Raw genomic sequence first — 19,012 nt, 5'->3', positions numbered from 1 at the left:
CATGAGTGGGGGGGAGCAGGCCCAGTTTGGGGTAAACGGCGTACAGCAGCGGCGTGACTGGCCCTGCCTGACACTGGATGAAAGCCGGTCAGTCCTGCGTTTTTTCCACAATATGCCGCCTGCGCAGAGTGTGGCGTGGCATAGCATGCGCCCTTTTTCCGCTCTGGGGCGTGTGCGGCTGGAGGGGCAGGGGGAATGCCTGCTCAAACGCCACCACGTAACCCTGCGCTCTGTAAAGTGGCTGGAGGAAGAACACGCTTTTATAAACCATCTGGCAGGGCAGGGGGCTGCTGTCTGCCCTCCGCTGGTTCTGCCCGATGGCCATACGGCCCTAACCGTTGGGGACTGGACATACGAGGCTTTTTTGCCCGCCCGTGGGGTGGATGTTTATCAGAATGTCATGTCCTGGCAGCCGTATTTTTCGGTCAGGCAGGCTTATGGTGCGGGTGTTGCGCTGGGCAGGCTGCATCTGGCGGCAGCCGGGTTCAAAGCCCCTGCGCGTGGCGGGGCAGAGGTGGTGCCTCTGCTCTCGGGGTTGCAGGTTATTGGCCAGCCAGAGCTGGTGCCTGCCTTGCAGCATTGGGTGGCCCGGCAGCCCCGGTTGCGATCCGCTCTGGCACACCGCAACTGGGTAGGGAGCGTGGAGGCCGTGCTGCTGCCTTTCCACCAGCGTTTGCAGCCCTTGTTGCCCCATATTGTTCCCGCATGGGGGCATGGGGACTGGCACGGCTCCAACCTGTTCTGGGCTGGGGATGATGTGAGCAGTGTGCTCGACTTCGGCATGGCGGACCGGACCTGCGCACCGTTCGATCTGGCCGTGGCGCTGGAGCGGGCTGTGGTGGACTGGCTGGCCCTGCCTGCCTCCGGTGTTGTTGCATGGGAGCAGGTGGCAGCTCTGCTGGAAGGGTACCAGTCCGTTCGTCCGCTGAGTGCTGGGGAATGTGCACAGGTTGTGGCGTTTCTGCCCCTTGTGCATGTGGAGTTTGCCTTGTCCGAAGTCGGCTATTTTGCCGGGCTGGTGCATGATCAGGCTTCGGCCGAGGTCGCCTATACGGATTATCTGCTCGGGCATGGGCGCTGGTTTGCCAGTGGGGAAGGCAAGGAACTTCTGGCCCGCCTGCCTGCCCTGCTGCGCCAGACCGCAAGCCAGCAGGGGGCGGAATGACCACGCTGGAATGGGCCGCTGCCTTGGCCAGTGCCCTTGGGGTCTGGCTAACAGGGCAGCGTATGGTGGTGTGTTGGCCTGTGCTGGTGGTGGCATCGGCCCTGTATGGCGTGGTGTTTGTGCGTGCCGCTTTGTACGCGGATGCCGCCTTGCAGGGCGTGTTTATTGGGTTGTCCCTTTACGGCTGGGTGCAATGGTTGCGCGGAGCCCGGGCGGAAGGGCAGGTGCGTGTGCTCCGCTCCCCCACAGCCCGGCGTTTATGGGGGCATGTGGGGGGCACGGGCCTTGCCGGTCTGGGCCTTGCACTGGTTTTGCGGCACTGGACGGATGACCCAACCCCCATGGGGGATGCCCTGCTGAGTGCTTACAGTATTCTGGCGCAGTTCTGGGGGGCGCGCCGTTACAGGTTAAGCTGGGTGTTATGGATAGTGGTGGATGTCTTCTACACCGTGCTGTTTGTAGAGCGCGGCCTGTGGGTTACGGCAGCCCTGTACGCAGGGTTTGTGGTGCTGGCGATGCGGGGCTGGCAAAAATGGGGGCAGGCCCAATAAGGCATGCCTTCCCATACTGGCCCGCGGGTGTATGGGAAGGGCCAGCCAAACTGCGGGTCAGGAAAAAATAATGGTGCGATGCCCGTTGAGCATCACCCTGTGCTCCGTATGTAGTTTGACTGCGCGCGCAAGCACCTGCGATTCCACCCCTCGGCCTGTGGCAATATAATCGTTGGGGGAGAGGTTATGGCTCACCCGTGCGGTTTCCTGCTCAATAATCGGGCCTTCATCCAGATCAGCGGTTACATAATGCGCAGTCGCGCCGATCAGTTTGACGCCGCGTGCATAAGCCTGATGGTACGGGCGTGCTCCTTTGAAGGAGGGCAGGAAAGAATGGTGGATGTTGATGATCCGCCCGCTTAACTGCGCGCTCAGAGTGTCCGAGAGCACCTGCATATAACGGGCAAGAACAATCAGGTCCGCCTGTGTGGTGTGCACAAGCTCCAGCAGTCTGGCTTCCTGCTCCGCCTTGTTCTGCGGGGTTACCGGCCAGTAGTAATAGGGAATACCCGCCTGTTGGGCCGTGGCTTCACTGTCCGGGTGGTTGGAGACAATGGCGACAATCCGGGCCTGCAACCACCCGACACGGACCTGATACAGCAGGTTGAGCAAAGCGTGGTCAAAGCGGGAGACCATAATAATCATGCGTGGCAGCACGGCTGCATCATGCAGGCGCATGTTCATGCCGAACTGTTCTGCCACAGGGGCCAGACAGGTTTTTATGTCCGCCATGTCATTGGGGGCGGGGGTGGAAAAAGCCAGCCGCATGAACAGCTGGCCCGTACTGCGGTCACTGAACTGGTGGGTCTCGGTAATGTCTGCCCCCTGGCGTGCCAGCGCCGAGGTTACGCCTGCAACAATGCCAGCCTTGTCCGGGCAGGAAAAAGTAAGAATGAACTGCATAAGGCTCTGTCTGCTCCTCGGGCCTGAAAGGAATCGCGCCGTAGTGTGCCAGCCGTTCCCGTATCTGTGCAATCGGGGGTGTGGGGGCGGGAGCATGGTTTGGGCGTGCGGTGGTGGGCAAGTCAGGCTGTGGATGAATTGCAACGCTCCGACTCGTTGTTGGAGTAAGAGGTCAAGAGGGTTTGGTGTCATAAAAGCTTAAAAAAGCTACAAACCGCAGTAAACAGACATTTTTTATACTATTCAGGTCCAGAGGCGGGTAAGTTTATCCACAAAGCAGGGGGACGGATTGCGGGAAAACCCTGTGGATAGTTTTGTGGAAGGCAGGAGCGCGCATATGTTTCATCGTCTTTCTGCATTTGTTCCTTATTTTGCCAGTTTGTGGGCCGTCTGGTGGGGCATGGGTTCGCATTTTATAAAAACCATGCCAGTTAGGCGGCGTTCAGGGTTAGTCCTGCCTGCCTTGGTGTGGGGTGTTCCCCGTCCTGCCCGTAACCCGCTGGAGCAGATTTTTTTGTTATGCGTCTGACTTTGTACACCGACTATGCACTACGCACCTTGCTTTACTTGGCCGTACATACGGACAGGCGTGTTTCCATACGCGAGGTGGCCCAGACTTATGGCATTTCTGAAAATCATCTGGTCAAGATTATTCACCATCTGGGGCGTGGCGGGTTTGTGCACACACAAAGAGGGCGCGGCGGAGGGTTAACGCTGGGGCGCCCTGCCGAGGAAATCTGTGTGGGGGACGTGGTGCGCCATACGGAAGAGGATATGGCACTGGTCGGCTGCATGGCCCGTAATGGCGAAGACGGCGCTCCCTGCCTGCTTGCCGGGGGGTGCAGCCTGCGCGGGGTTCTGGGGCAGGCGCTGGATGCGTTTATGGGGGTTCTGGACAAGGCCACACTGGCGGACCTGCTCCACCCGTATGAGCGGCGCACACTGCTGCAGGCGGCAAGCCCTCCGCCACAGCTCTGACCCTGCCACCGGGTAAACCGGGCTGCACCTTGCAGGCGTCATGCATTTGTGTGTGTGCCAGAGCGGGTTACGGTGTTGGTTCTACCAGCATGCTGGCATAGGCTGCTGGCGGTATTCTGGCAGGAATGGAAACAGATCAATGTCGCAGAAATTCAAGATTGCACTGGTAACCGGGGCAACCGCCGGGTTTGGGCATGCCATAGCCTTGCGCCTTGTGCATGAAGGATACCGGGTTATTGCCACCGGCCGCAGGCAGGAACGGCTGGAGGCCCTTGCAGGGCAGGTAGAGGCCGGCCGTATTCTGCCGCTACGGCTGGATATGACCGACCTTTCCGCCATACGCGCCCTGCCACAGAGCCTGCCGCAGGAGTGGCAGGCGGTTGATGTGCTGGTGAACAATGCAGGGCTGGCGCTCGGGCTGGAAAAGGCATGGCAGACCAATCCGCAGGATTGGGAGACAATGATAGCAACCAACGTAACCGGGCTTGTGGAAATCACCCGCGCCCTGCTGCCCGGCATGGTTGCGCGCAATAGCGGGCATGTTGTGTCTTTGGGGAGCACGGCTGGCACTTACCCTTACCCCGGTGCCAATGTGTATGGGGCGACCAAGGCTTTTGTGGACCAGTTCATGCGGAACCTGCGTAGCGACCTGCTGGGCAGGCAGGTGCGGGCAACCACCATTGCGCCGGGCCTGTGCGGGGGGAGTGAGTTCAGTCAGGTCCGTCTGGGGGATCAGGGCAAGGCCGATGCCGTGTATGCGGGCACGGCCCCGCTGCTACCGCAGGATATAGCCGAGACCGTGGCCTGGGTGCTTGGCCTGCCCGCCCATGTGAACATCAACCATGTGGAAATGATGCCAACCTGTCAGGCCTCTGCCGGTCTGGCAGTGGACCGTAGCATGCTGGGTTCATAGAGCGCTGGCTGGGTGCCGGGTTGCCGCACCAGACAGGGAGTTCAGGCCCGTGTTGTGGCCCTGCACCTGTCTGGCGCGGCAGGAGTAAGCTCCCCCCTGCATAACGGATCAGTGCGTTCCGTATAGCAGGGGGAGGCGCAGTAAAGCCGCGTTATGCGGGCACTTTACAGGCAATACACAGCTTGTTGCCATCCGGGTCACGCAGGTAGGCAAGGTAGAGCGGGCCAACCGGGGTCTGGCGCACGCCGGGTGGGTTTTCAATGGTTTTACCACCGTTTTCCACGCCTGCCTTGTGCCATGCGTCTGCCATGGCCGGAGTATCCGCCTGAAAGCTGATGGTGCCGCCATTAGCCGCTGTGGCGGCTTTGCCATCCAGCGGCGGGGTGACAATAAACCGGGCACCATGCTTGCCATAGGTAATACGGCCCGTGGCGCTGATTTCTGACGGAGGAATGTTCAGGGCAGCAAAAACGGCATCGTAGAATTTTTTTGAGCGGGCAATATCGTTAGTGCCCACCATGATGTGCGTGAACATGGTCTGTCTGTTCTCCAGCGGTTGGAACGCAGGGAGGATGACCTGCCACGCCACGCACGGCAAGCCCTGTTCAGTTTATGTCGGCAATGCGTGCAAACCGTTGCTGCCGCCGGATGAACAGTTTTTCTGAAATGCGGAACGCCACGGTCTGCAACCAGCTATGGGGGGGCAGGCCAATAATCTTGAACACCATGGTGGTAACGCGGCGCAGGTGCTGGGGGCGGTAGTTGCGCATGGCCCGCACCATATAGGCCGCAATGCAGCGTGTATGGTCGTAAGGTTGGTCTGCTGGCACATTGGTTGTGTAGTAGGCGGAGGCCAGTTCGTCGTCCTCAGTTTCCGTCACGCGGCCCAGCGCGATGCGGATACGCTGCCAAAGACCAATATTTTCGCGCTGCAGGTAGCGGTGCATGTGGTCATAAAACAGTTTGAAATGCCGGAACTCATCCGCGGCAATCTGCTTGCACAGGGCCTTAAGCACGGGCTCTTCCGTGGTGTCGGCCAGCGCGGAATAAAAAGAGGATGTGCCGGTTTCCACCATACACCGTGCGATTAGCTCCCCTGTGCGGGAGCCGCGTACCGAGTGGTCCACATCCAGTGGAATCTTGTAGAAATCGCGGTAACGCTGGAATGCAGCCTGATAGTCCCACTCCGGGTCGGCCAGCATGGCCCAGCGGCCCAGCGCATCCCCATGCTGGATTTCTTCTTCCGCCCAGTGGTCGGCCGCCGTGCAGAAATCCGGGTCATTGTGGAAGACGTTGTTGAGGTACTGCGCGTAGTCCACGCTGTTGCGCTCCACAACAGCGGCCGCCTTAATGGCGGGGATCAGCTCCGGGTCAACCTTGGAGGGATCAAACCGATCCCATGGCAGTTGATCAATCTGCCAGTGCTTCATGTACCGGACCTCCTGTTACGCCAAATCCACCGCCACGCCTGCATGGTCCGCCCTGTTGGAACAGGGGGGTAGCAGAAGAGGCTGGCGGGTTTTTTAAACCATATGGCGCGTTGGCAAAGTAGTGCGCGACAAAAAAGTACATCTGTACCCAAAGTGCCGCATATCTTGCCCGGGTCTGGCCCTGGCGCAAGGTCGGCGGCGCAAGGGTCTATCTATGGCACGGGGAGCCCGCGTACTGGAACAGGGAAAAACACGCCACGGCAGATATGGCCAGCTGCGCACCGTTCCGCCCAAGGGGAATGGTGCTGCCCGACTGGCCATAGCCCCCGCCCGGCATTGGGGGGGCGCTGGGGAGTGTTCAGGCGTTTTCGTGGCTGGTTGCGGGGAGTGTGTCTTCAAACGGGGGTAAGGCGCGTGGGCGGCGTTTGTCGTCCAGTGCGACAAAAATGAACTCCCCTTCCGTCACCTTGGACGTAATATGGGTGTGGCGCGCCCTGCGCCATGTTTCCACATGAATGGTCAGGGACGTGCGACCCGCGCGGATGATTTTGGTGTAGATGCTCACCTCATCCCCCACCACAACGGGTTCAAGAAACACAAGGCTGTTGATCGCAACGGTCACGCACCGCCCATTGGCCCGGAAGGCAGCGGTTGTGCCAGCGGCAAGATCCATCTGCGAGACAATCCACCCGCCAAACACGTCCCCTGCAGGGTTGGTGTCTGTTGGCATGGCCACAACGCGGATTGTGGGCACACCTGGCGGCAGATCGGAGCTGGATGAACGTGGCATCGCAAGTATGTCCTTAACTCTTTGGGTCGTCTGGAGTGGCAGAGGCCAGTTTGTAAGATAAGCAGAATTGCACCAAGGATGCCTCCTCAGTTTTGTGTGATCTGCATGTCATGCCCACGCATCAGCCGCGAATAATCCGGGGGGTGCAGGCAGCATGCCTAGTTGCGGATAAGGACATAATGCACCGTGACATCGAAGTTGATATACTGATCCTTCATGTCCGGTGGTACCGGAGGGAGTTGTGCGCCTTGGAACATGCCAACCGTGGAGGCATCCAGTGCCGGGGTTGAAGACCCGCTCATAAAGACTTTGAACACATGGCCCGACCGGTCGAGAATAACATGGACCGACGTGCTGCCCTCTTCCCCCCGCTCAGCGGCTTCGGGGGGGTAGAACAGATGGCGCTGGATCCATGCGTCAATTTCCTGACCATAGTCGCTGCTTACGCCATGCACACTTGTGCGCGAGGCGTAATGGGCATTCAGCTGCCCATTTTCCACCATTGGCCCAATGGACATGTCCAGCGGAGCGTTTGACCCGCCAGGGCGGCCCCGGCGGTTGGGGCGGCGCGGGGCTGGTGCCTCGTTAAACGAATAATCCATCGGGTGCTGGAGCAGGGATTTCAGGTTTTGGGGGAGCTGCTGGGGCTGGGGGCGTGGTACAGCGCGGCTGCTCGGCTTTGATGTGGATTTGTGCGGGGTTGGCCGCGCTTTCTGGGGGGTAGGCTGGGGTTTGGGGAAACCATCATCCGACTGTGCAAGGTGGGGCACGTCCGGTGCTGCCTCACTGGCTTCGGGAGGGGATTTCTGGGTATCGGGCTGCTGCTCGGCCGGAGGGGGCGGGGCCACCTGCGGGGCCGCATTGCCGCCACCAGCTTCGGGCGAATGGGGGCCAACCATGCCGCTGGAGGTTGTGGGCTGGGAAAAAACCATTTCCACCGGGGAAGCCTGGTTGGACTGGGGGGAGCCAGTCTTGCCGTGGTGTGTTGCCTGATAAAGGAGTGCGGCCAGTAACAGAAAATGCGCAAGGGCAGAGGCCGTAAACACCGGTCCCAATGTGGGGTCGGCGTATATATCCTTACGGATCAGGGGAGTGGAGGAGCCGCGCACCGGGCTGCCCGATGGTTTGGGCACAGGCATGAACGGGAACAGCCGCGGCCGTTGCCCTGCACCACCTTCCACTTCGGCCGGAGGGGGGGCAGAAAGAGGGCGTGCAGGTTGCAGGCGGGGTTCCTGCCTGTTGGGCAGGGCGGTATTCGGGCGTGTGGAAGAGCGACGCGTATCGACCATGGACTGCCCGAGTTCTCCCTTGCCCCGCATGAGTATGGTGTGCGTGGGTATAGCCCACTTGCCTGCTATTTTGCCATTGCTCAAGCCCCGGTGCTACAGAGAACTTTGGTCCGGGGCTTGGGCAGGTAACGGGCAGGGTAGAGGACCACTACAGGAATGGTCCGGTGTTGCAAGGCAGCCTGCACTGCCACCTCAGGTGATTTTACCAGATTTTAACGCGCTGCTGCACTGGCAGGTATAGTTTGTCGCCGGGCTGTACGTTCCAGGCATCGTACCATGCGTCAATATTGTGCATGGGCAGGTTTACGCGCGCTTCGGGCGGGGAGTGCGGGTCCGTGACAACAAGCCTGCGGATGGTTTCCTCCCGCAGTTTTTCGCGCCAGACCTGCGCCCAACCCAGAAATACGCGTTGCTCACCGCTCAGCCCGTCCACTACCGGGGCGGGTTTGCCATTGAGCGATGCGTGGTAGGCATCCAGTGCCAGGGTCAGCCCGCCCAGATCGGCAATGTTTTCGCCCATGGTCAGTTTGCCGTTTACATGCACACCCGGCAGCACTTCAAATGCGTCATATTGCGCACCCAGACGGTCAGCCAGTTTCTGGAAGCGTTCGGCATCGTCTTTTGTCCACCAGTCGCGCAGGCGGCCGTGTTCATCAAACTGACGGCCTTCATCATCGAATGAGTGGGTCATTTCATGGCCGATCACGCCGCCAATGGCGCCGTAGTTTACGGCCGGGTCCGCCTTGATATTGAAGAACGGCGGCTGAAGAATGGCGGCGGGGAAAACCACCTGATCAAACAGCGGATTGTTGTAGGCGTTAACCGTTTGTGGGGTCATGTCCCATTCGTTGCGGTCCACCGGCTTGTCCAGACGGTCCAGCCAGTAGCGCCATTCAAAGGCCACACCGTTGCGCGCATTGCCGTACACATCGCCTTTTTTAACGGTAAGGCCCGTGTAGTCGCGCCAGCGGTTGGGGTAGCCGACCTGAATTTCAAAGTTTTCCAGCTTGCGGAGTGCAGCCTCCTTGGTGGCTGGACTCATCCAGCTATTGTTCTGCAACCGGACCCTGAAGGCGTTTTTCAGGTCGGTGGTCAGTTTTTGCATGGCCACGCGGTTTTCGGGGGGGAAGTAGCGCTGCACGTAAACCTTGCCCAGCGCCATGCCCATGGCGGCGCTGGTGGCCTGTACGCCCCGCTTCCACCGGGCGGTCAGGGTTGGCTGGCCGGTCAGGGCTTTGGTAAAGACAAACCGGGCCTGCTCAAAGCTGTCTGGCAGGTAGGCTGTGGCGTTTTCTACCAGATGGAAGGCAAGCCACGCCCGCAGGGTGTCCATGTCCGTTGCGGCCAGCACCCGGGCCTCGCCTGTAATGGCGGAGGGTTCTCCAACAATCAGGCTCCGCTTGTCCATGTCCTGTGCGGGCAGGCCGGAGGCGCTGAGCCATGCGGCCCAGTCAAACCCCGGTGCCTTGGTCCCCAGTTCGGCTAGGGTCATGGGGTTGTAGGTTTTCTGTGGGTCACGCAGGTCCGCGCGGGGCCAGTGTGCTTCGGCCAGCTTGCTCTCAAAAATCACAATGGCGGCTGCGGCCTTGCCGGGTTCGGGCCAGCCTGCAAGCGTGAGCGCTTTTTCGATATAGCTCTGGTAAGCGGCTTTTTTGGCGGCAAATACGGGCTTGAGGTAATAGTCCCTGTCCGGCAGGCCCAGCCCGGCCTGATCAAGCGTGAGCGCATAGCGCGTGGGGTCCTTGGCGTCAGGGTTGATCCCCAGCGAGAAGGGACCAAACTGGAACGACCCCACAGCTGTACCACTCAGGGCCGCAAAGCCCGCCATGTCCTTTATGGCGCGGATGGCATCCATATCCTGTGCCAGTGGCTGCGTGCCCAGACGTTCCACTTCCGCCACATCCATGTAGGAGGCGTAGAAAGTGCCCAGTTTTTCTTCCGTGCTGCGGGGGGCGGCCTGCGGGTGGGCGGACAGATCATCCAGAATGCTCTGGACCCGTGTGCGGGAGAGTTCGGCCAGAGCATTGAACGGGCCGTAGCTGGTCATGTCCGCAGGGATTTTAAGGTGGTCCAGATACGTGCCGTTAGCGTAGCGGAAAAAGTTGTTCCCCGGAACAATCGCCAGATCCCGCCCGGCAAGGTCCACCCCCCAGGCCCCAAAACTGGCCTGTGTGCTCTGTGGTGTGTCCTGTGGTGCAGCATGGGCCTGCCCGGCCAGACTGCCCGCCCCCATAATGGCGGAAAGCATAAGGGTATGGCGAAAGATGGCACGCAAGGACAGGTCTGGCACAGGGGAACTCCGGTTCTTTTTTATAGTTGCTGACACTACGGATTGCTGGCCGTGTTTTTTATGCAAAACACAAGATGAACACCTACCTTAGCCAGCTTGTTCCAGCCTGCCTACCCTCTTGCATGCGGAGGTTTTCTTAAAAAAAACCTTACACACCGGCGCAGGTCTTTTTGATCGGGATTTGCATGAATGTGCAGCCGAACGGTTAAAAATAAGATGGATTTGGGCCAACAGCCTTGCACAGGGGGGGCTGTTTCCGTCATGAGAGAGGCCAGCTTTGCCGGGGGAGCATGGCTTGCGCGGCAACGTGGCGGCGCATGGGTGGGGAAGGAGCGGGTTATTTTCGGGCAGCAAGCATATGGCCTTCCTCTGGCCATACACACCAGCAGGCACAGCCGCGCGCATTGGCAGCGTATGCTGTGCTGTGTCAGCCTGATCCCGCTCGGCCTGTTTGCAGCCCCTTTGGCGCAGGCGCAGAATACTCCCGGCCCAGTGGGCAAACCGGCTGCATTGCCTGCCACCCCCGCTATGCCCGGTAAGGCAGGGCAGGCAAAACCCGCCCATGTGGCCGCTCGTGGCGTAACCCATGTGGATGTGGGGGCGCACCGGTCCGATTTTGCTTTTCCCGCAGCCCAGCATGAGCCGGATGCCACAACGCATCTGAGCGCGGAAATGCTGCGTAACAGGGATGTCACCACCCTACGTGGGCTGGAGCGTGTGGCCCCGAACCTGACCATGCAGAGTATCAACGGTACGGCCTCGACCAATTTTTACCTGCGCGGTGCCGGGTTTAATGATTTTACGCAGAACAACATGCCCCCCGTTCTGACGTATATGGATGATGTGGCCTACGCGTACCCCGCCATGAGCAACGGGTTGCTGTTTGATATGGCCGATGCAGCCGTGGACCCGGGGCCAGTGGGTACAAAACATGGCCAGTCCACCACAGGGGGGGAGGTGCGCCTGCGCACCAACGACCCCACCACCACATGGCATTATGGCGGGATGGAGGACATAGCCTCCTACGCGCGGAGCCGGAGCGAGGCTTATGTGTCCGGCCCGCTGGCCAAGGGCTGGAGTTTTCGGCTGGCAGGGCAGACGCGCCAGGGCGGGGGGTGGCAGTACAACCCGACCAACGGTGCACATCTGGGGGATGCGGACCTGTGGGCCTTGCGTGGCAAATTGCGCTGGCAGCCCAATGAGCGCACGACTATCCAGCTCGGGGGCCACTTTGTGCAGGATAACAGCCAGGTGGTTACGGCGGTTCCCGTGCACAGGCTTATCGGGTCACAGCCTTTGCCGGGTTTTGGGCTGGGGCGGCGGGCGGAGTGGTCCATGCGGCCAGAGTTTGCAAGCCTTGTTGGGCGCGGTGCGGGGCTTAAACCCAGCGAGCATAACCAGTACTGGGGGGCAGACCTGCGGCTGATCCATGATTTTGGTCCCGCTACCTTTACGGCCATCAGCGCGTTTGAAACCGAGCGGCAGGGCGAATACACGGATCAGGATGGCACGGCGCTTTCTCAGGCAGATACGTACCGCACCATAGATGCCAACGTGTTCACGCAGGAAGCCCGGCTGAACGGGGTTGCCCTGCATGGCCGCCTGAGCTGGGTTGTGGGGGCATATTACCAGCGCAGCCGCATGAACCAGCGGTTTTTCTTTGACTATACGGATTACTCTGCCCGCAAATACATGATGGCCACAACCTTTGGCATGAATCAGGAGAGCGTTTCCGAGTTCGGGAATGTCAGTTACCGTCTGCCGCATAATGTGACCATCTGGGCCGGGCTTTTGCATGAGCTGGATGACCGGGGCATTACCAGCCTGAAGTCCCAGATATTCGGCGGGGCAACCCGGAGTTTCGACCCCGAGAACACCGCCGCCAACCAGTTTGCCGGGCAGGTTGGGGTTTCGTGGCAGTTTGTACCGCAGGCTTTACTGTATTACAAAATGAGCAAGGGCTTTAAACCCGGCGGGTTTAGCGCCAACAATACGCAGGTGCAGGCCCAGTTGGACCCGTTTAAGCCGGAAACGGTTCTCACCTACGAACTCGGCCTTAAATCGGACCCCATACCGGGGCGTCTGCGCCTGAATGGTGCTGCGTTTTACAACGACTTTCATAACCAGCAGGTCATAGGCACCGTGCTGATCCCCAATTTTGGCCCGTTGAGTGAAATTACCAACGCCCCCAAATCCGAAAGCTGGGGGGTTGAGGCAACGCTGGAAGCCCACCCGTTTGGCCATCTGTTTTTAATGCAGAACCTTGGCTGGCAGCGCGGGGATTTTCAGGATTTTCCAAATGTGGACCGGGCCGCTACCAATGCGTACCACGCAAGCCACCCGCAGCAGTGGAAGGCCATTGAACGTAATTTTAGCGGCGTGGATAATGGCTCCCCAAAACTGACCCTGAACGGGGATGCCACATGGCGGCAGCCCCTGCCCCGGAACTACAGGCTGGATTTTGGGCCAGACTGGCAATACAGGGGCAGCCAGGCCATTACGGTGGGGGGAACCGGCTTTTACCGCCTGCCGCCGTATTTTTTGCTGGGAGCCCATGCAACCCTGCATTCTCCCTCCCAGTTGTGGGACATAACGGTTTATGCCCGCAATATTCTGGACCGCCGCTATGCGGAGAGCGGGGGCATGGCCACCACAACCTATTTTTATATTCCCGGCGAGCCGCGTTTTATTGGTGGCCGCATTGCCTGCCATTTTTAACGGCTGAAAAAAGCCATGGCCTGCAATCTGGCCCCCTAGGGGCAAACAGGGCATGATGGCGGCATGACAAAACAGGCTGTTCAGACACAATCCTTCCTGCTCCGGCTGGGCGAGCAGACCGTGCATGTCCGCCAGATGGGGGAGGGGCCGGGTCTGCCGCTGCTGCTGGTGCATGGCTTTGGTGGCAGTGCAACCAACTGGCAGCTCACCCAGCAGGTACAGGCGGCCCACCGGCGGGTTATTGCGTTTGACCTGCCCGGGCATGGCCAGTCCAGTGCTCTGGTTCAAGCCCCCACACTGGCGCGTCTGGCGCAGGTTACAGCCCTGACGCTGGACGGGTTGGGGGTGAGCAAAGCCCATGTTCTGGGGCATTCGCTGGGTGGTGGTATTGCCCTGTCCTTGCTGGAGAGTGTTCCCGCACGGGTTGCCAGTCTGTCCCTTCTGGCCCCGGCAGGGTTGGGGCGCACGGTCAACATGGCGTTCATGACCCGCTTTGTGGAGGCCAGCACTGCGGCGGATATGGCGCAGGCCATGGCCATGGCTGTGTATGATCCCAAACTGATCGGGCGCAAGGTTGCGGAGTTTTTGGTGGAAGCCCGCGCCGTGCCGGGGGCGCGGGATGCACTGCGCGCCATTGCGCAAACCTGCTTCCCCCATGGTGAGCAGGCCAATAACCTGCGCCCGCTGCTGCATAATCCGCCATGCCCCGTGCAGATTATCTGGGGGGAGGCAGATCAGGTATTGCCTGCCACGCAGGCACAGGGGATTCCTGCACAGGATAACTGCCATTTTCTGGCCCGCACCGGCCACCTGCCCCATATAGAGCAGGCGGCTACGGTTAATGCGCTGGCAAGGGATTTTTTACATGCATGTGAAAACCCCTGATCGTATTGGGGGTTTTCAACTGTAAGGTGTAACCCTTCCCCGCTAAAAAATGGGGGAAGGGGGTACGTTTAGTCCATGCGTACGGAGGGGCGTACAAAACCGTCCAGCCAGTCCGTAAAGCAGGCAATGGCACCACGGAAGGGGCCATACAGTTCAAACTGATGCTGCCGGTAAAGGGCCATATGCCCAAGGCGTGCGCTCAGACCGTTTAAAAAACCGCCGCCAAAGGTTTTGCCATCGGCAAAGGCGCCCCAGCCATTATAATCCCCAAGGGCAACAATGGCCCCCCGGTTACGGAAGTTGAAGTCCGGCACAGGCTTTTTGTTAAAGATGTAGCCCGGTAGGTGGCGGGCCAGATGGTGGGCCTGCTGGCGGGCCACCTGTGCGGTGGGGGCCACTGGCGCATCCTTGATAAAGGAGCAGTCCCCCAGAGCAAACACATGTTCGTCCACAGTGCTTTGCAGGTTGGCCTGCACGGTAAGCTGCCCGCCACGCTGGTAATCCAGCCCGTCCATATCCCGCGTAACATCCGGCGCTTTAACGCCTGCGGCCCAGACGCGGAACTGCGCGTTAACGCGGCTGCCGTCCTTAAGAATAAACCCGCTTTCGTCTGCACCGCTGACCATGGTGTTGGTGCGTACGGTAATATTCAAAGCCTCAAGCTGCTTCTGGGCTGCGTCCGAGACATTCTGCGGGAAGGCAGGCAGAATGCGCGGCCCGGCTTCCAGCAGGGTTACGCGCATTTCCGGCGTGACCGGGGTAAAGTTGTACAATGCGCCAATGTCGAGCGCCTTGTGCAGCTCCGCAGCCAGCTGCACGCCGGTTGCCCCACCGCCAACAATGGCAATATCGACCGGTGTGCCACGGCCATAGGCCTGAATAATGGCATGGCGGAAGCGTTCGTTAAAATTATTGGCCTCAACCACGTTGTCGAGGAACATGCAGTGTTCCACCACACCGGGGGTGCCAAAATCATTGGCCCGGCTGCCAATGGCAAACACCACGGCGTCGTAATCCAGATGCCGTTCTTCAAGCAGCAGCTGGTTGTTTTCTTCCATCAGCGGGGCAAGGGTAATGCGCTTGTTGGCCCGGTCCAGATGCGCAATTTCGCCATAACAGAAGCGGAAGCCGTGGGCTGCGGCGTGGGAGACAAACGTAATCCGGTCGTTTTCGTTCCGGGCGGTTCCCGCGGCAAAGCAGTGGAGCATGGGTTTCCACACATGGCTGAAGCCTTTGTCCACCAGCGTGATTTCCAGCCTGCCGGAGCGGCCGAGCGTGTTGCCCAGGCGGGTCGCCAGGGCCAGACCGGCAACGCCTCCACCAATAATCACGAGCCGGAACCTGTTCGTCATATCATTCCTGTCCTTTGTCTCCCCCTTTTGGCCTGAGGGGGAGGCTGTTTTGCGGTATGTCGTCTTTTATGCCACTGCGCGGCGGGCCGGCAGTGGCTGGGGTGGGCGCAGTTTTGCGCGGTTCAGGCTGCGCTGGACAGGTCCAGCAGCCCGATCACCCCATCTTCGGTGCCAAAGCCCAGTGTGCAGCCATCCGGGCTATAAGCCAGTGCGGTAACCGCGCCAGCCTGCCCCAATGATACAGGAAGTACGCGCTGGGTCGTGGGCTCCATCATCACAACCGTGCCATTGGCAAAGCCGGCCGCCACAACTTCCTGCGAGGGATGGAAGGCAACGCGGGTGCACAAAGCACCCCCTGCGCCGGGGAGTTCTGCCGGGGGCTTGCCCATGGGGCCGCCACCAAAGAACGGCCACATCACCACAATGTCCGCACCACTGGTGGCCAGCCATTTGCCGTTGCTGGAAAAAGACATGGAGCGCACCTTGGTCGGGTAGCCACTCATACGGATGTTATGCCCATCTGCCAGCCGCCAGCCGTGCAGGTCGTTTTCCTGCATGGCGGTTACAACCGCATCCCCATTCGGGTGCATGGCAATACCCAGATGGCTGCCTTTCCATTCCAGCAGCCGGGCACTGCCATCCTTGGACTGGGTGAACCACAGGGACACACCATTATAGTGCGATGCAGCAAGGCGCTTGCCCTTGGGGTCAAACGCAATGCCGCCAACGGTGGTGGGGTGTTCAAACGTGCGGATAATTGTGCGGCCTGTGGCATCGCGCAGTTCCACATTCTTGCCCGATGCCGCAGCGATCAGGGCAGTCTTGTCGCTGACAAATGTGGTAATGTGCTCCACCCAGCGGCGGGTTTTGGCCAGTTCTTCAATTTCGCCCGCAGGGTCAAGGCGGCACAGGCGGCCATCATCCCCGCCGGTTAAAAAACTGTCTGCCAGCGTATCGGGGGAGAGGGCCAGCACTGGCCCGTCATGCACCGCGTAGGTTGCCCACGCATTGGGGGCGGTTAGGTCATGCCGGTGGGCGACCACCACATCCCCCTCACCCGTGGTAAAGGCGAACCGGCTGGAATCGCGCGAGGCAACGCAGCCCGTAATTTCTCCCTCGACCTGTTTGAAGGCACCGCGCTTTTCAATCAGCCCGCGCAGAAGGGTTTCCTGGGTCGCGCTCATGCTGCAATGCAGCTTTCAAGCCCACGGCGGAGCTGTGGCCTGTTCAGGTTGCGGCCAATAAAGACCAGACGGCTCTCCCGGGTTTCGCCATCCTTCCATGGGCCAATGGCGTTGCCATCGGCCATCATGTGCACGGCCTGGAATGCAAAGCGCTCGGGCTGGCCTGCAAAGTCCAGAATCCCCTTGGTGCGCAGCATGTCTGCCCCTTTTTCCTGCAACAGGGCGCTGATCCATGCCTGAAAACGCCCCGCGTCCAGCGGCTGCTTGACCTGAAGGGACACGCTGGAAATGTCTTCCTCATGGTGGTGTTCGGGATGTTCAAGAAAATCAGGGGTGTTTTCCAGCACACGGGCCAGATCAAACCCGCCACGGTCCAGCACATCGGTCAGGCGCACATTGCCCTTTTTGGCGTGGTGGATGGGGGCCGAGGCATTAATCTTGCGAATGGCGGCCTCAATCTGGGCAATCTGGCCTGCATCCACCAGATCGGTCTTGTTGAGGATAATCACATCGGCAAAAGCCACCTGTTCGCGCGCTTCGGGGCTTTCGGCCAGTGTGCTCAGGAAGTTAAAAGCATCCACAACTGTTACCACGGCGTCCAGTTTTGCTTTTTCGCGCACGTCTTCATCGGCAAAAAAGGTCTGGGCCACGGGGGCGGGGGCGGCAAGGCCGGTGGTTTCCACAATAATGCCGTCAAACTTGCCGCGGCGCTTCATCAACCCGTTCAGAATACGGATCAGATCGCCCCGTACGGTGCAGCAGATGCAGCCGTTGTTCATTTCGAACACTTCTTCATCCGCATCTACAACCAGATCGTTGTCTACGCCCAGTTCGCCAAATTCGTTAATGACCACGGCATATTTGCGCCCGTGTTCGGCGGTCAGGATATGGTTGAGCAAGGTGGTTTTGCCCGCGCCCAGAAAGCCGGTCAGCACCGTAACGGGCACACGGGTATCGGGCGTGCTTGTGGCAGCATTTTCCGGCGCGAGGGATGCGTCAGACATAGGGTAAGCCTCCAATTCAACAATCGTGCTTTTCATATAGGACGCCAGATTATGAGAAACCAGAGAGGCACGGCCCCGCCGCGCCATAACCGGAACTTCCGTGGCGTGTAAAAAGCCTAGTTTCTGTGTGTGTCCGTGGCGGTAACAAGGGGCTGGGGTTTTTGTTTGGGAGCGGCAGAACGCAGGAACCGTACGGCCAGCGCGCCATAAAGGGCATGGCTGCACAATGCGCGTGAAACCCCGAAGGCCAAAAAGGCACTGGCCATAAGCGCTAGCGTGATCTGCTGGTTATCGCACATTTCCATCACAATAACGGTTGCGGTCAGGGGGGACTGGGTGACCGCGGCAAAATAGGCCACCGTGCCCAGCAGCACCACGGCACCGGGCGTGGTGTGCGGCAGAAAATGCGCGATCCACCCCCCCATGCCAGCCCCGACAGAAAGCGAAGGCGCGAACAGCCCACCGGGAATACCCGAACAGTAGGAAATAAGAGTGGCCAGCAGTTTGAACAAAAAGAACGAGGCCGGGTACTGGTCGGAGCCCATAATAATGTCACGCGCCTGCATGTAGCCCGTGCCATAGGTCATGCCGCCGCAAAGCAGGCCGATGATGGCCAGCGCCAGCCCGCACAACGCGGCGAACAGAACGGGACGCATGCTGATAAACCGCCCGAATGCGCCCGGAATCCCGCGGGAAATGCGGACCAGAAGGGCCGAGAACATGCCCCCGCACAGCCCCCCCACAACCCCGCAGACCACCACAGCCAGCCAGCTCGCCCCAACCGGCACGGCGGAATAGGTGTGGCCGAAATAGGTGTAGTTCCCCACAAGGGCTATGGCGGTTACGCCAGAAATAACCACACAGGTCAGCATGGTGCCGCTGGTGCGCTGCTCAAAGGAGTGGGCCAGTTCTTCTATGCCAAACACAATGCCAGCAAGTGGGGTGTTAAAGGCCGCCGCAACCCCGGCAGCCCCGCCAGCCTTGATCAGGGCACGCTGCTTGGTCACGTCGGTCAGCCCCGCAAGGCGGCCCACCGTATGCATGATGGACGCCCCCACCTGCACGGTCGGCCCTTCGCGCCCGATGGAAGCACCACTGAGCAGGCCAAGGCAGGTCAGGCAGATTTTGGCCAGTGCAATCCGCAGGGCCAGAACCTTGTCCACAATGGTCATGTCATGCAGGTGCATGCAGGCAATGGCCTGCGGAATGCCGCTACCCTGCGCACCGCGGAACCATGTGCGGGTCAGCCAGGTGGAAAGTGCCAGCCCCAACGGGGTCACCAGCAGCATCAGCCATGGGTTGATGTGCATAAGGGTCGTGCGCACATGGGCGGCCTTGTCTGCCAGCCCGGCAAAGGCCACGGCTACCAGACCAACCAGAACTGCCCCCGACCAGTACATAAGCTTGCGGCGCCAGCTTACCGTGCCAGCCTTGGCGTGTTCACGCAGATGGCGCAGGGACTCTGCGGTGGGTATCACGCTCGCGGGGGGCATGAGGCATCTCTTGCATAAAAGAAAAAGGATGCGGGACAGTCTAACATTTCATGCGCCAGAAGAAAGA

17 protein-coding genes are annotated in these 19,012 nt (G+C 60.0%); 7 read left to right on the top strand and 10 right to left on the bottom strand.

What is annotated here, in order from left to right; all coding sequences use genetic code 11:
* Position 1 precedes the first annotated feature (1 nt).
* The gene (locus ACSYTG_RS09860; protein WP_489783835.1) at positions 2–1,165 is read left to right on the top strand and encodes a phosphotransferase enzyme family protein; all 1,164 of its coding nucleotides are present in this window, start codon (positions 2–4) and stop codon (positions 1,163–1,165) included.
* Positions 1,162–1,716 carry a nicotinamide riboside transporter PnuC gene (pnuC, locus tag ACSYTG_RS09855; protein WP_489783834.1) on the top strand — a complete coding sequence of 185 codons (555 nt, stop codon included), beginning with the start codon at positions 1,162–1,164 and terminating at the stop codon, positions 1,714–1,716. Before ACSYTG_RS09860 ends, pnuC begins: the two co-directional genes overlap by 4 nt.
* Positions 1,717–1,773: 57 nt before the next feature.
* Here the strand turns inward: pnuC and purU are convergent, their stop codons facing one another.
* Positions 1,774–2,619 (bottom strand): formyltetrahydrofolate deformylase, encoded by an 846-nt coding sequence (purU, locus tag ACSYTG_RS09850; protein WP_086647296.1) that lies wholly within the window; start codon positions 2,617–2,619, stop codon positions 1,774–1,776.
* A 337-nt stretch (positions 2,620–2,956) separates the two neighbouring features.
* On the opposite strand from purU, the gene ACSYTG_RS09845 reads away from it, so the two are divergent.
* The 3 genes from ACSYTG_RS09845 (at position 2,957) to ACSYTG_RS09835 (ending at position 4,510) form a co-directional block, all read left to right on the top strand.
* The gene (locus ACSYTG_RS09845) at positions 2,957–3,148 is read left to right on the top strand and encodes a hypothetical protein (protein WP_165925176.1); all 192 of its coding nucleotides are present in this window, start codon (positions 2,957–2,959) and stop codon (positions 3,146–3,148) included.
* On the top strand, positions 3,139–3,597 hold the full coding sequence (locus tag ACSYTG_RS09840; RefSeq protein ID WP_095349131.1) for an RrF2 family transcriptional regulator: 459 nt from the start codon (positions 3,139–3,141) through the stop codon (positions 3,595–3,597). Before ACSYTG_RS09845 ends, ACSYTG_RS09840 begins: the two co-directional genes overlap by 10 nt.
* A gap of 139 nt (positions 3,598–3,736) precedes the next feature.
* Positions 3,737–4,510 (top strand): SDR family NAD(P)-dependent oxidoreductase, encoded by a 774-nt coding sequence (locus tag ACSYTG_RS09835; protein ID WP_086647294.1) that lies wholly within the window; start codon positions 3,737–3,739, stop codon positions 4,508–4,510.
* A gap of 151 nt (positions 4,511–4,661) precedes the next feature.
* Here ACSYTG_RS09835 and ACSYTG_RS09830 read toward each other — a convergent pair whose 3' ends face one another.
* The 5 genes from ACSYTG_RS09830 to ACSYTG_RS09810 form a co-directional block, all read right to left on the bottom strand.
* The gene (locus tag ACSYTG_RS09830) at positions 4,662–5,045 is read right to left on the bottom strand and encodes a VOC family protein (RefSeq protein WP_086647305.1); all 384 of its coding nucleotides are present in this window, start codon (positions 5,043–5,045) and stop codon (positions 4,662–4,664) included.
* A gap of 70 nt (positions 5,046–5,115) precedes the next feature.
* Entirely contained in the window at positions 5,116–5,940 is an 825-nt protein-coding gene (locus ACSYTG_RS09825; RefSeq protein ID WP_489783833.1) for a ferritin-like domain-containing protein, read from the bottom strand.
* A 358-nt stretch (positions 5,941–6,298) separates the two neighbouring features.
* Entirely contained in the window at positions 6,299–6,730 is a 432-nt protein-coding gene (locus tag ACSYTG_RS09820; protein WP_086647292.1) for an acyl-CoA thioesterase, read from the bottom strand.
* 158 nt (positions 6,731–6,888) lie between these two features.
* A complete protein-coding gene (locus tag ACSYTG_RS09815) occupies positions 6,889–8,103 on the bottom strand; it encodes an energy transducer TonB (protein WP_489783832.1) in 1,215 nt (404 codons plus the stop codon).
* 118 nt (positions 8,104–8,221) lie between these two features.
* On the bottom strand, positions 8,222–10,267 hold the full coding sequence (locus tag ACSYTG_RS09810) for a M13 family metallopeptidase (RefSeq protein WP_489783852.1): 2,046 nt from the start codon (positions 10,265–10,267) through the stop codon (positions 8,222–8,224).
* Positions 10,268–10,570: 303 nt separating this feature from the next.
* Between ACSYTG_RS09810 and ACSYTG_RS09805 the strand changes: the two genes are divergently transcribed.
* Together ACSYTG_RS09805 and ACSYTG_RS09800 are read left to right on the top strand one after the other, a co-directional pair.
* The gene (locus tag ACSYTG_RS09805; protein WP_489783831.1) at positions 10,571–13,027 is read left to right on the top strand and encodes a TonB-dependent receptor; all 2,457 of its coding nucleotides are present in this window, start codon (positions 10,571–10,573) and stop codon (positions 13,025–13,027) included.
* A gap of 63 nt (positions 13,028–13,090) precedes the next feature.
* Positions 13,091–13,912 carry an alpha/beta fold hydrolase gene (locus tag ACSYTG_RS09800; RefSeq protein WP_489783830.1) on the top strand — a complete coding sequence of 274 codons (822 nt, stop codon included), beginning with the start codon at positions 13,091–13,093 and terminating at the stop codon, positions 13,910–13,912.
* Between the two features lie 68 nt (positions 13,913–13,980).
* On the opposite strand, the gene ACSYTG_RS09795 is transcribed toward ACSYTG_RS09800, so the two are convergent.
* The 4 genes from ACSYTG_RS09795 to ACSYTG_RS09780 all read right to left on the bottom strand — a co-directional run bounded on the left by ACSYTG_RS09795 (position 13,981) and on the right by ACSYTG_RS09780 (position 18,945).
* Positions 13,981–15,264, bottom strand: coding sequence for an NAD(P)/FAD-dependent oxidoreductase (locus tag ACSYTG_RS09795; protein ID WP_415437331.1), 1,284 nt, complete (start codon positions 15,262–15,264; stop codon positions 13,981–13,983).
* A 122-nt stretch (positions 15,265–15,386) separates the two neighbouring features.
* Complete coding sequence (locus ACSYTG_RS09790) at positions 15,387–16,448, bottom strand: WD40 repeat domain-containing protein (RefSeq protein ID WP_086647288.1); 1,062 nt, start codon at positions 16,446–16,448, stop codon at positions 15,387–15,389.
* Positions 16,445–17,452: a CobW family GTP-binding protein gene (locus ACSYTG_RS09785; RefSeq protein WP_086647302.1), complete on the bottom strand. Its 1,008-nt coding sequence runs from the start codon at positions 17,450–17,452 to the stop codon at positions 16,445–16,447. Before ACSYTG_RS09785 ends, ACSYTG_RS09790 begins: the two co-directional genes overlap by 4 nt.
* A gap of 116 nt (positions 17,453–17,568) precedes the next feature.
* Entirely contained in the window at positions 17,569–18,945 is a 1,377-nt protein-coding gene (locus ACSYTG_RS09780; protein WP_253527032.1) for a chloride channel protein, read from the bottom strand.
* Positions 18,946–19,012 lie beyond the last annotated feature (67 nt).

This window comes from Acetobacter sp. ESL1128, from assembly GCF_058505085.1.
Note: the sequence above shows the minus strand (reverse complement) of the source record. Positions and strands in the feature narration are given on the sequence as shown.

Bases quoted from the DNA above. Each gene is read 5' to 3' on its own strand.
- ACSYTG_RS09835 (WP_086647294.1), top strand. From the start codon at position 3,737: ATGTCGCAGAAATTCAAGATTGCACTGGTAACCGGGGCAACCGCCGGG.
- ACSYTG_RS09830 (WP_086647305.1), bottom strand. From the start codon at position 5,045: ATGTTCACGCACATCATGGTGGGCACTAACGATATTGCCCGCTCAAAA.
- ACSYTG_RS09795 (WP_415437331.1), bottom strand. From the start codon at position 15,264: ATGACGAACAGGTTCCGGCTCGTGATTATTGGTGGAGGCGTTGCCGGT.
- ACSYTG_RS09820 (WP_086647292.1), bottom strand. From the start codon at position 6,730: ATGCCACGTTCATCCAGCTCCGATCTGCCGCCAGGTGTGCCCACAATC.
- ACSYTG_RS09810 (WP_489783852.1), bottom strand. From the start codon at position 10,267: ATGCTTTCCGCCATTATGGGGGCGGGCAGTCTGGCCGGGCAGGCCCAT.
- ACSYTG_RS09845 (WP_165925176.1), top strand. From the start codon at position 2,957: ATGTTTCATCGTCTTTCTGCATTTGTTCCTTATTTTGCCAGTTTGTGG.
- ACSYTG_RS09840 (WP_095349131.1), top strand. From the start codon at position 3,139: ATGCGTCTGACTTTGTACACCGACTATGCACTACGCACCTTGCTTTAC.
- pnuC (WP_489783834.1), top strand. From the start codon at position 1,162: ATGACCACGCTGGAATGGGCCGCTGCCTTGGCCAGTGCCCTTGGGGTC.
- ACSYTG_RS09790 (WP_086647288.1), bottom strand. From the start codon at position 16,448: ATGAGCGCGACCCAGGAAACCCTTCTGCGCGGGCTGATTGAAAAGCGC.
- ACSYTG_RS09805 (WP_489783831.1), top strand. From the start codon at position 10,571: ATGAGAGAGGCCAGCTTTGCCGGGGGAGCATGGCTTGCGCGGCAACGT.
- ACSYTG_RS09860 (WP_489783835.1), top strand. From the start codon at position 2: ATGAGTGGGGGGGAGCAGGCCCAGTTTGGGGTAAACGGCGTACAGCAG.
- ACSYTG_RS09780 (WP_253527032.1), bottom strand. From the start codon at position 18,945: ATGCCCCCCGCGAGCGTGATACCCACCGCAGAGTCCCTGCGCCATCTG.
- ACSYTG_RS09825 (WP_489783833.1), bottom strand. From the start codon at position 5,940: ATGAAGCACTGGCAGATTGATCAACTGCCATGGGATCGGTTTGATCCC.
- purU (WP_086647296.1), bottom strand. From the start codon at position 2,619: ATGCAGTTCATTCTTACTTTTTCCTGCCCGGACAAGGCTGGCATTGTT.
- ACSYTG_RS09800 (WP_489783830.1), top strand. From the start codon at position 13,091: ATGACAAAACAGGCTGTTCAGACACAATCCTTCCTGCTCCGGCTGGGC.
- ACSYTG_RS09785 (WP_086647302.1), bottom strand. From the start codon at position 17,452: ATGTCTGACGCATCCCTCGCGCCGGAAAATGCTGCCACAAGCACGCCC.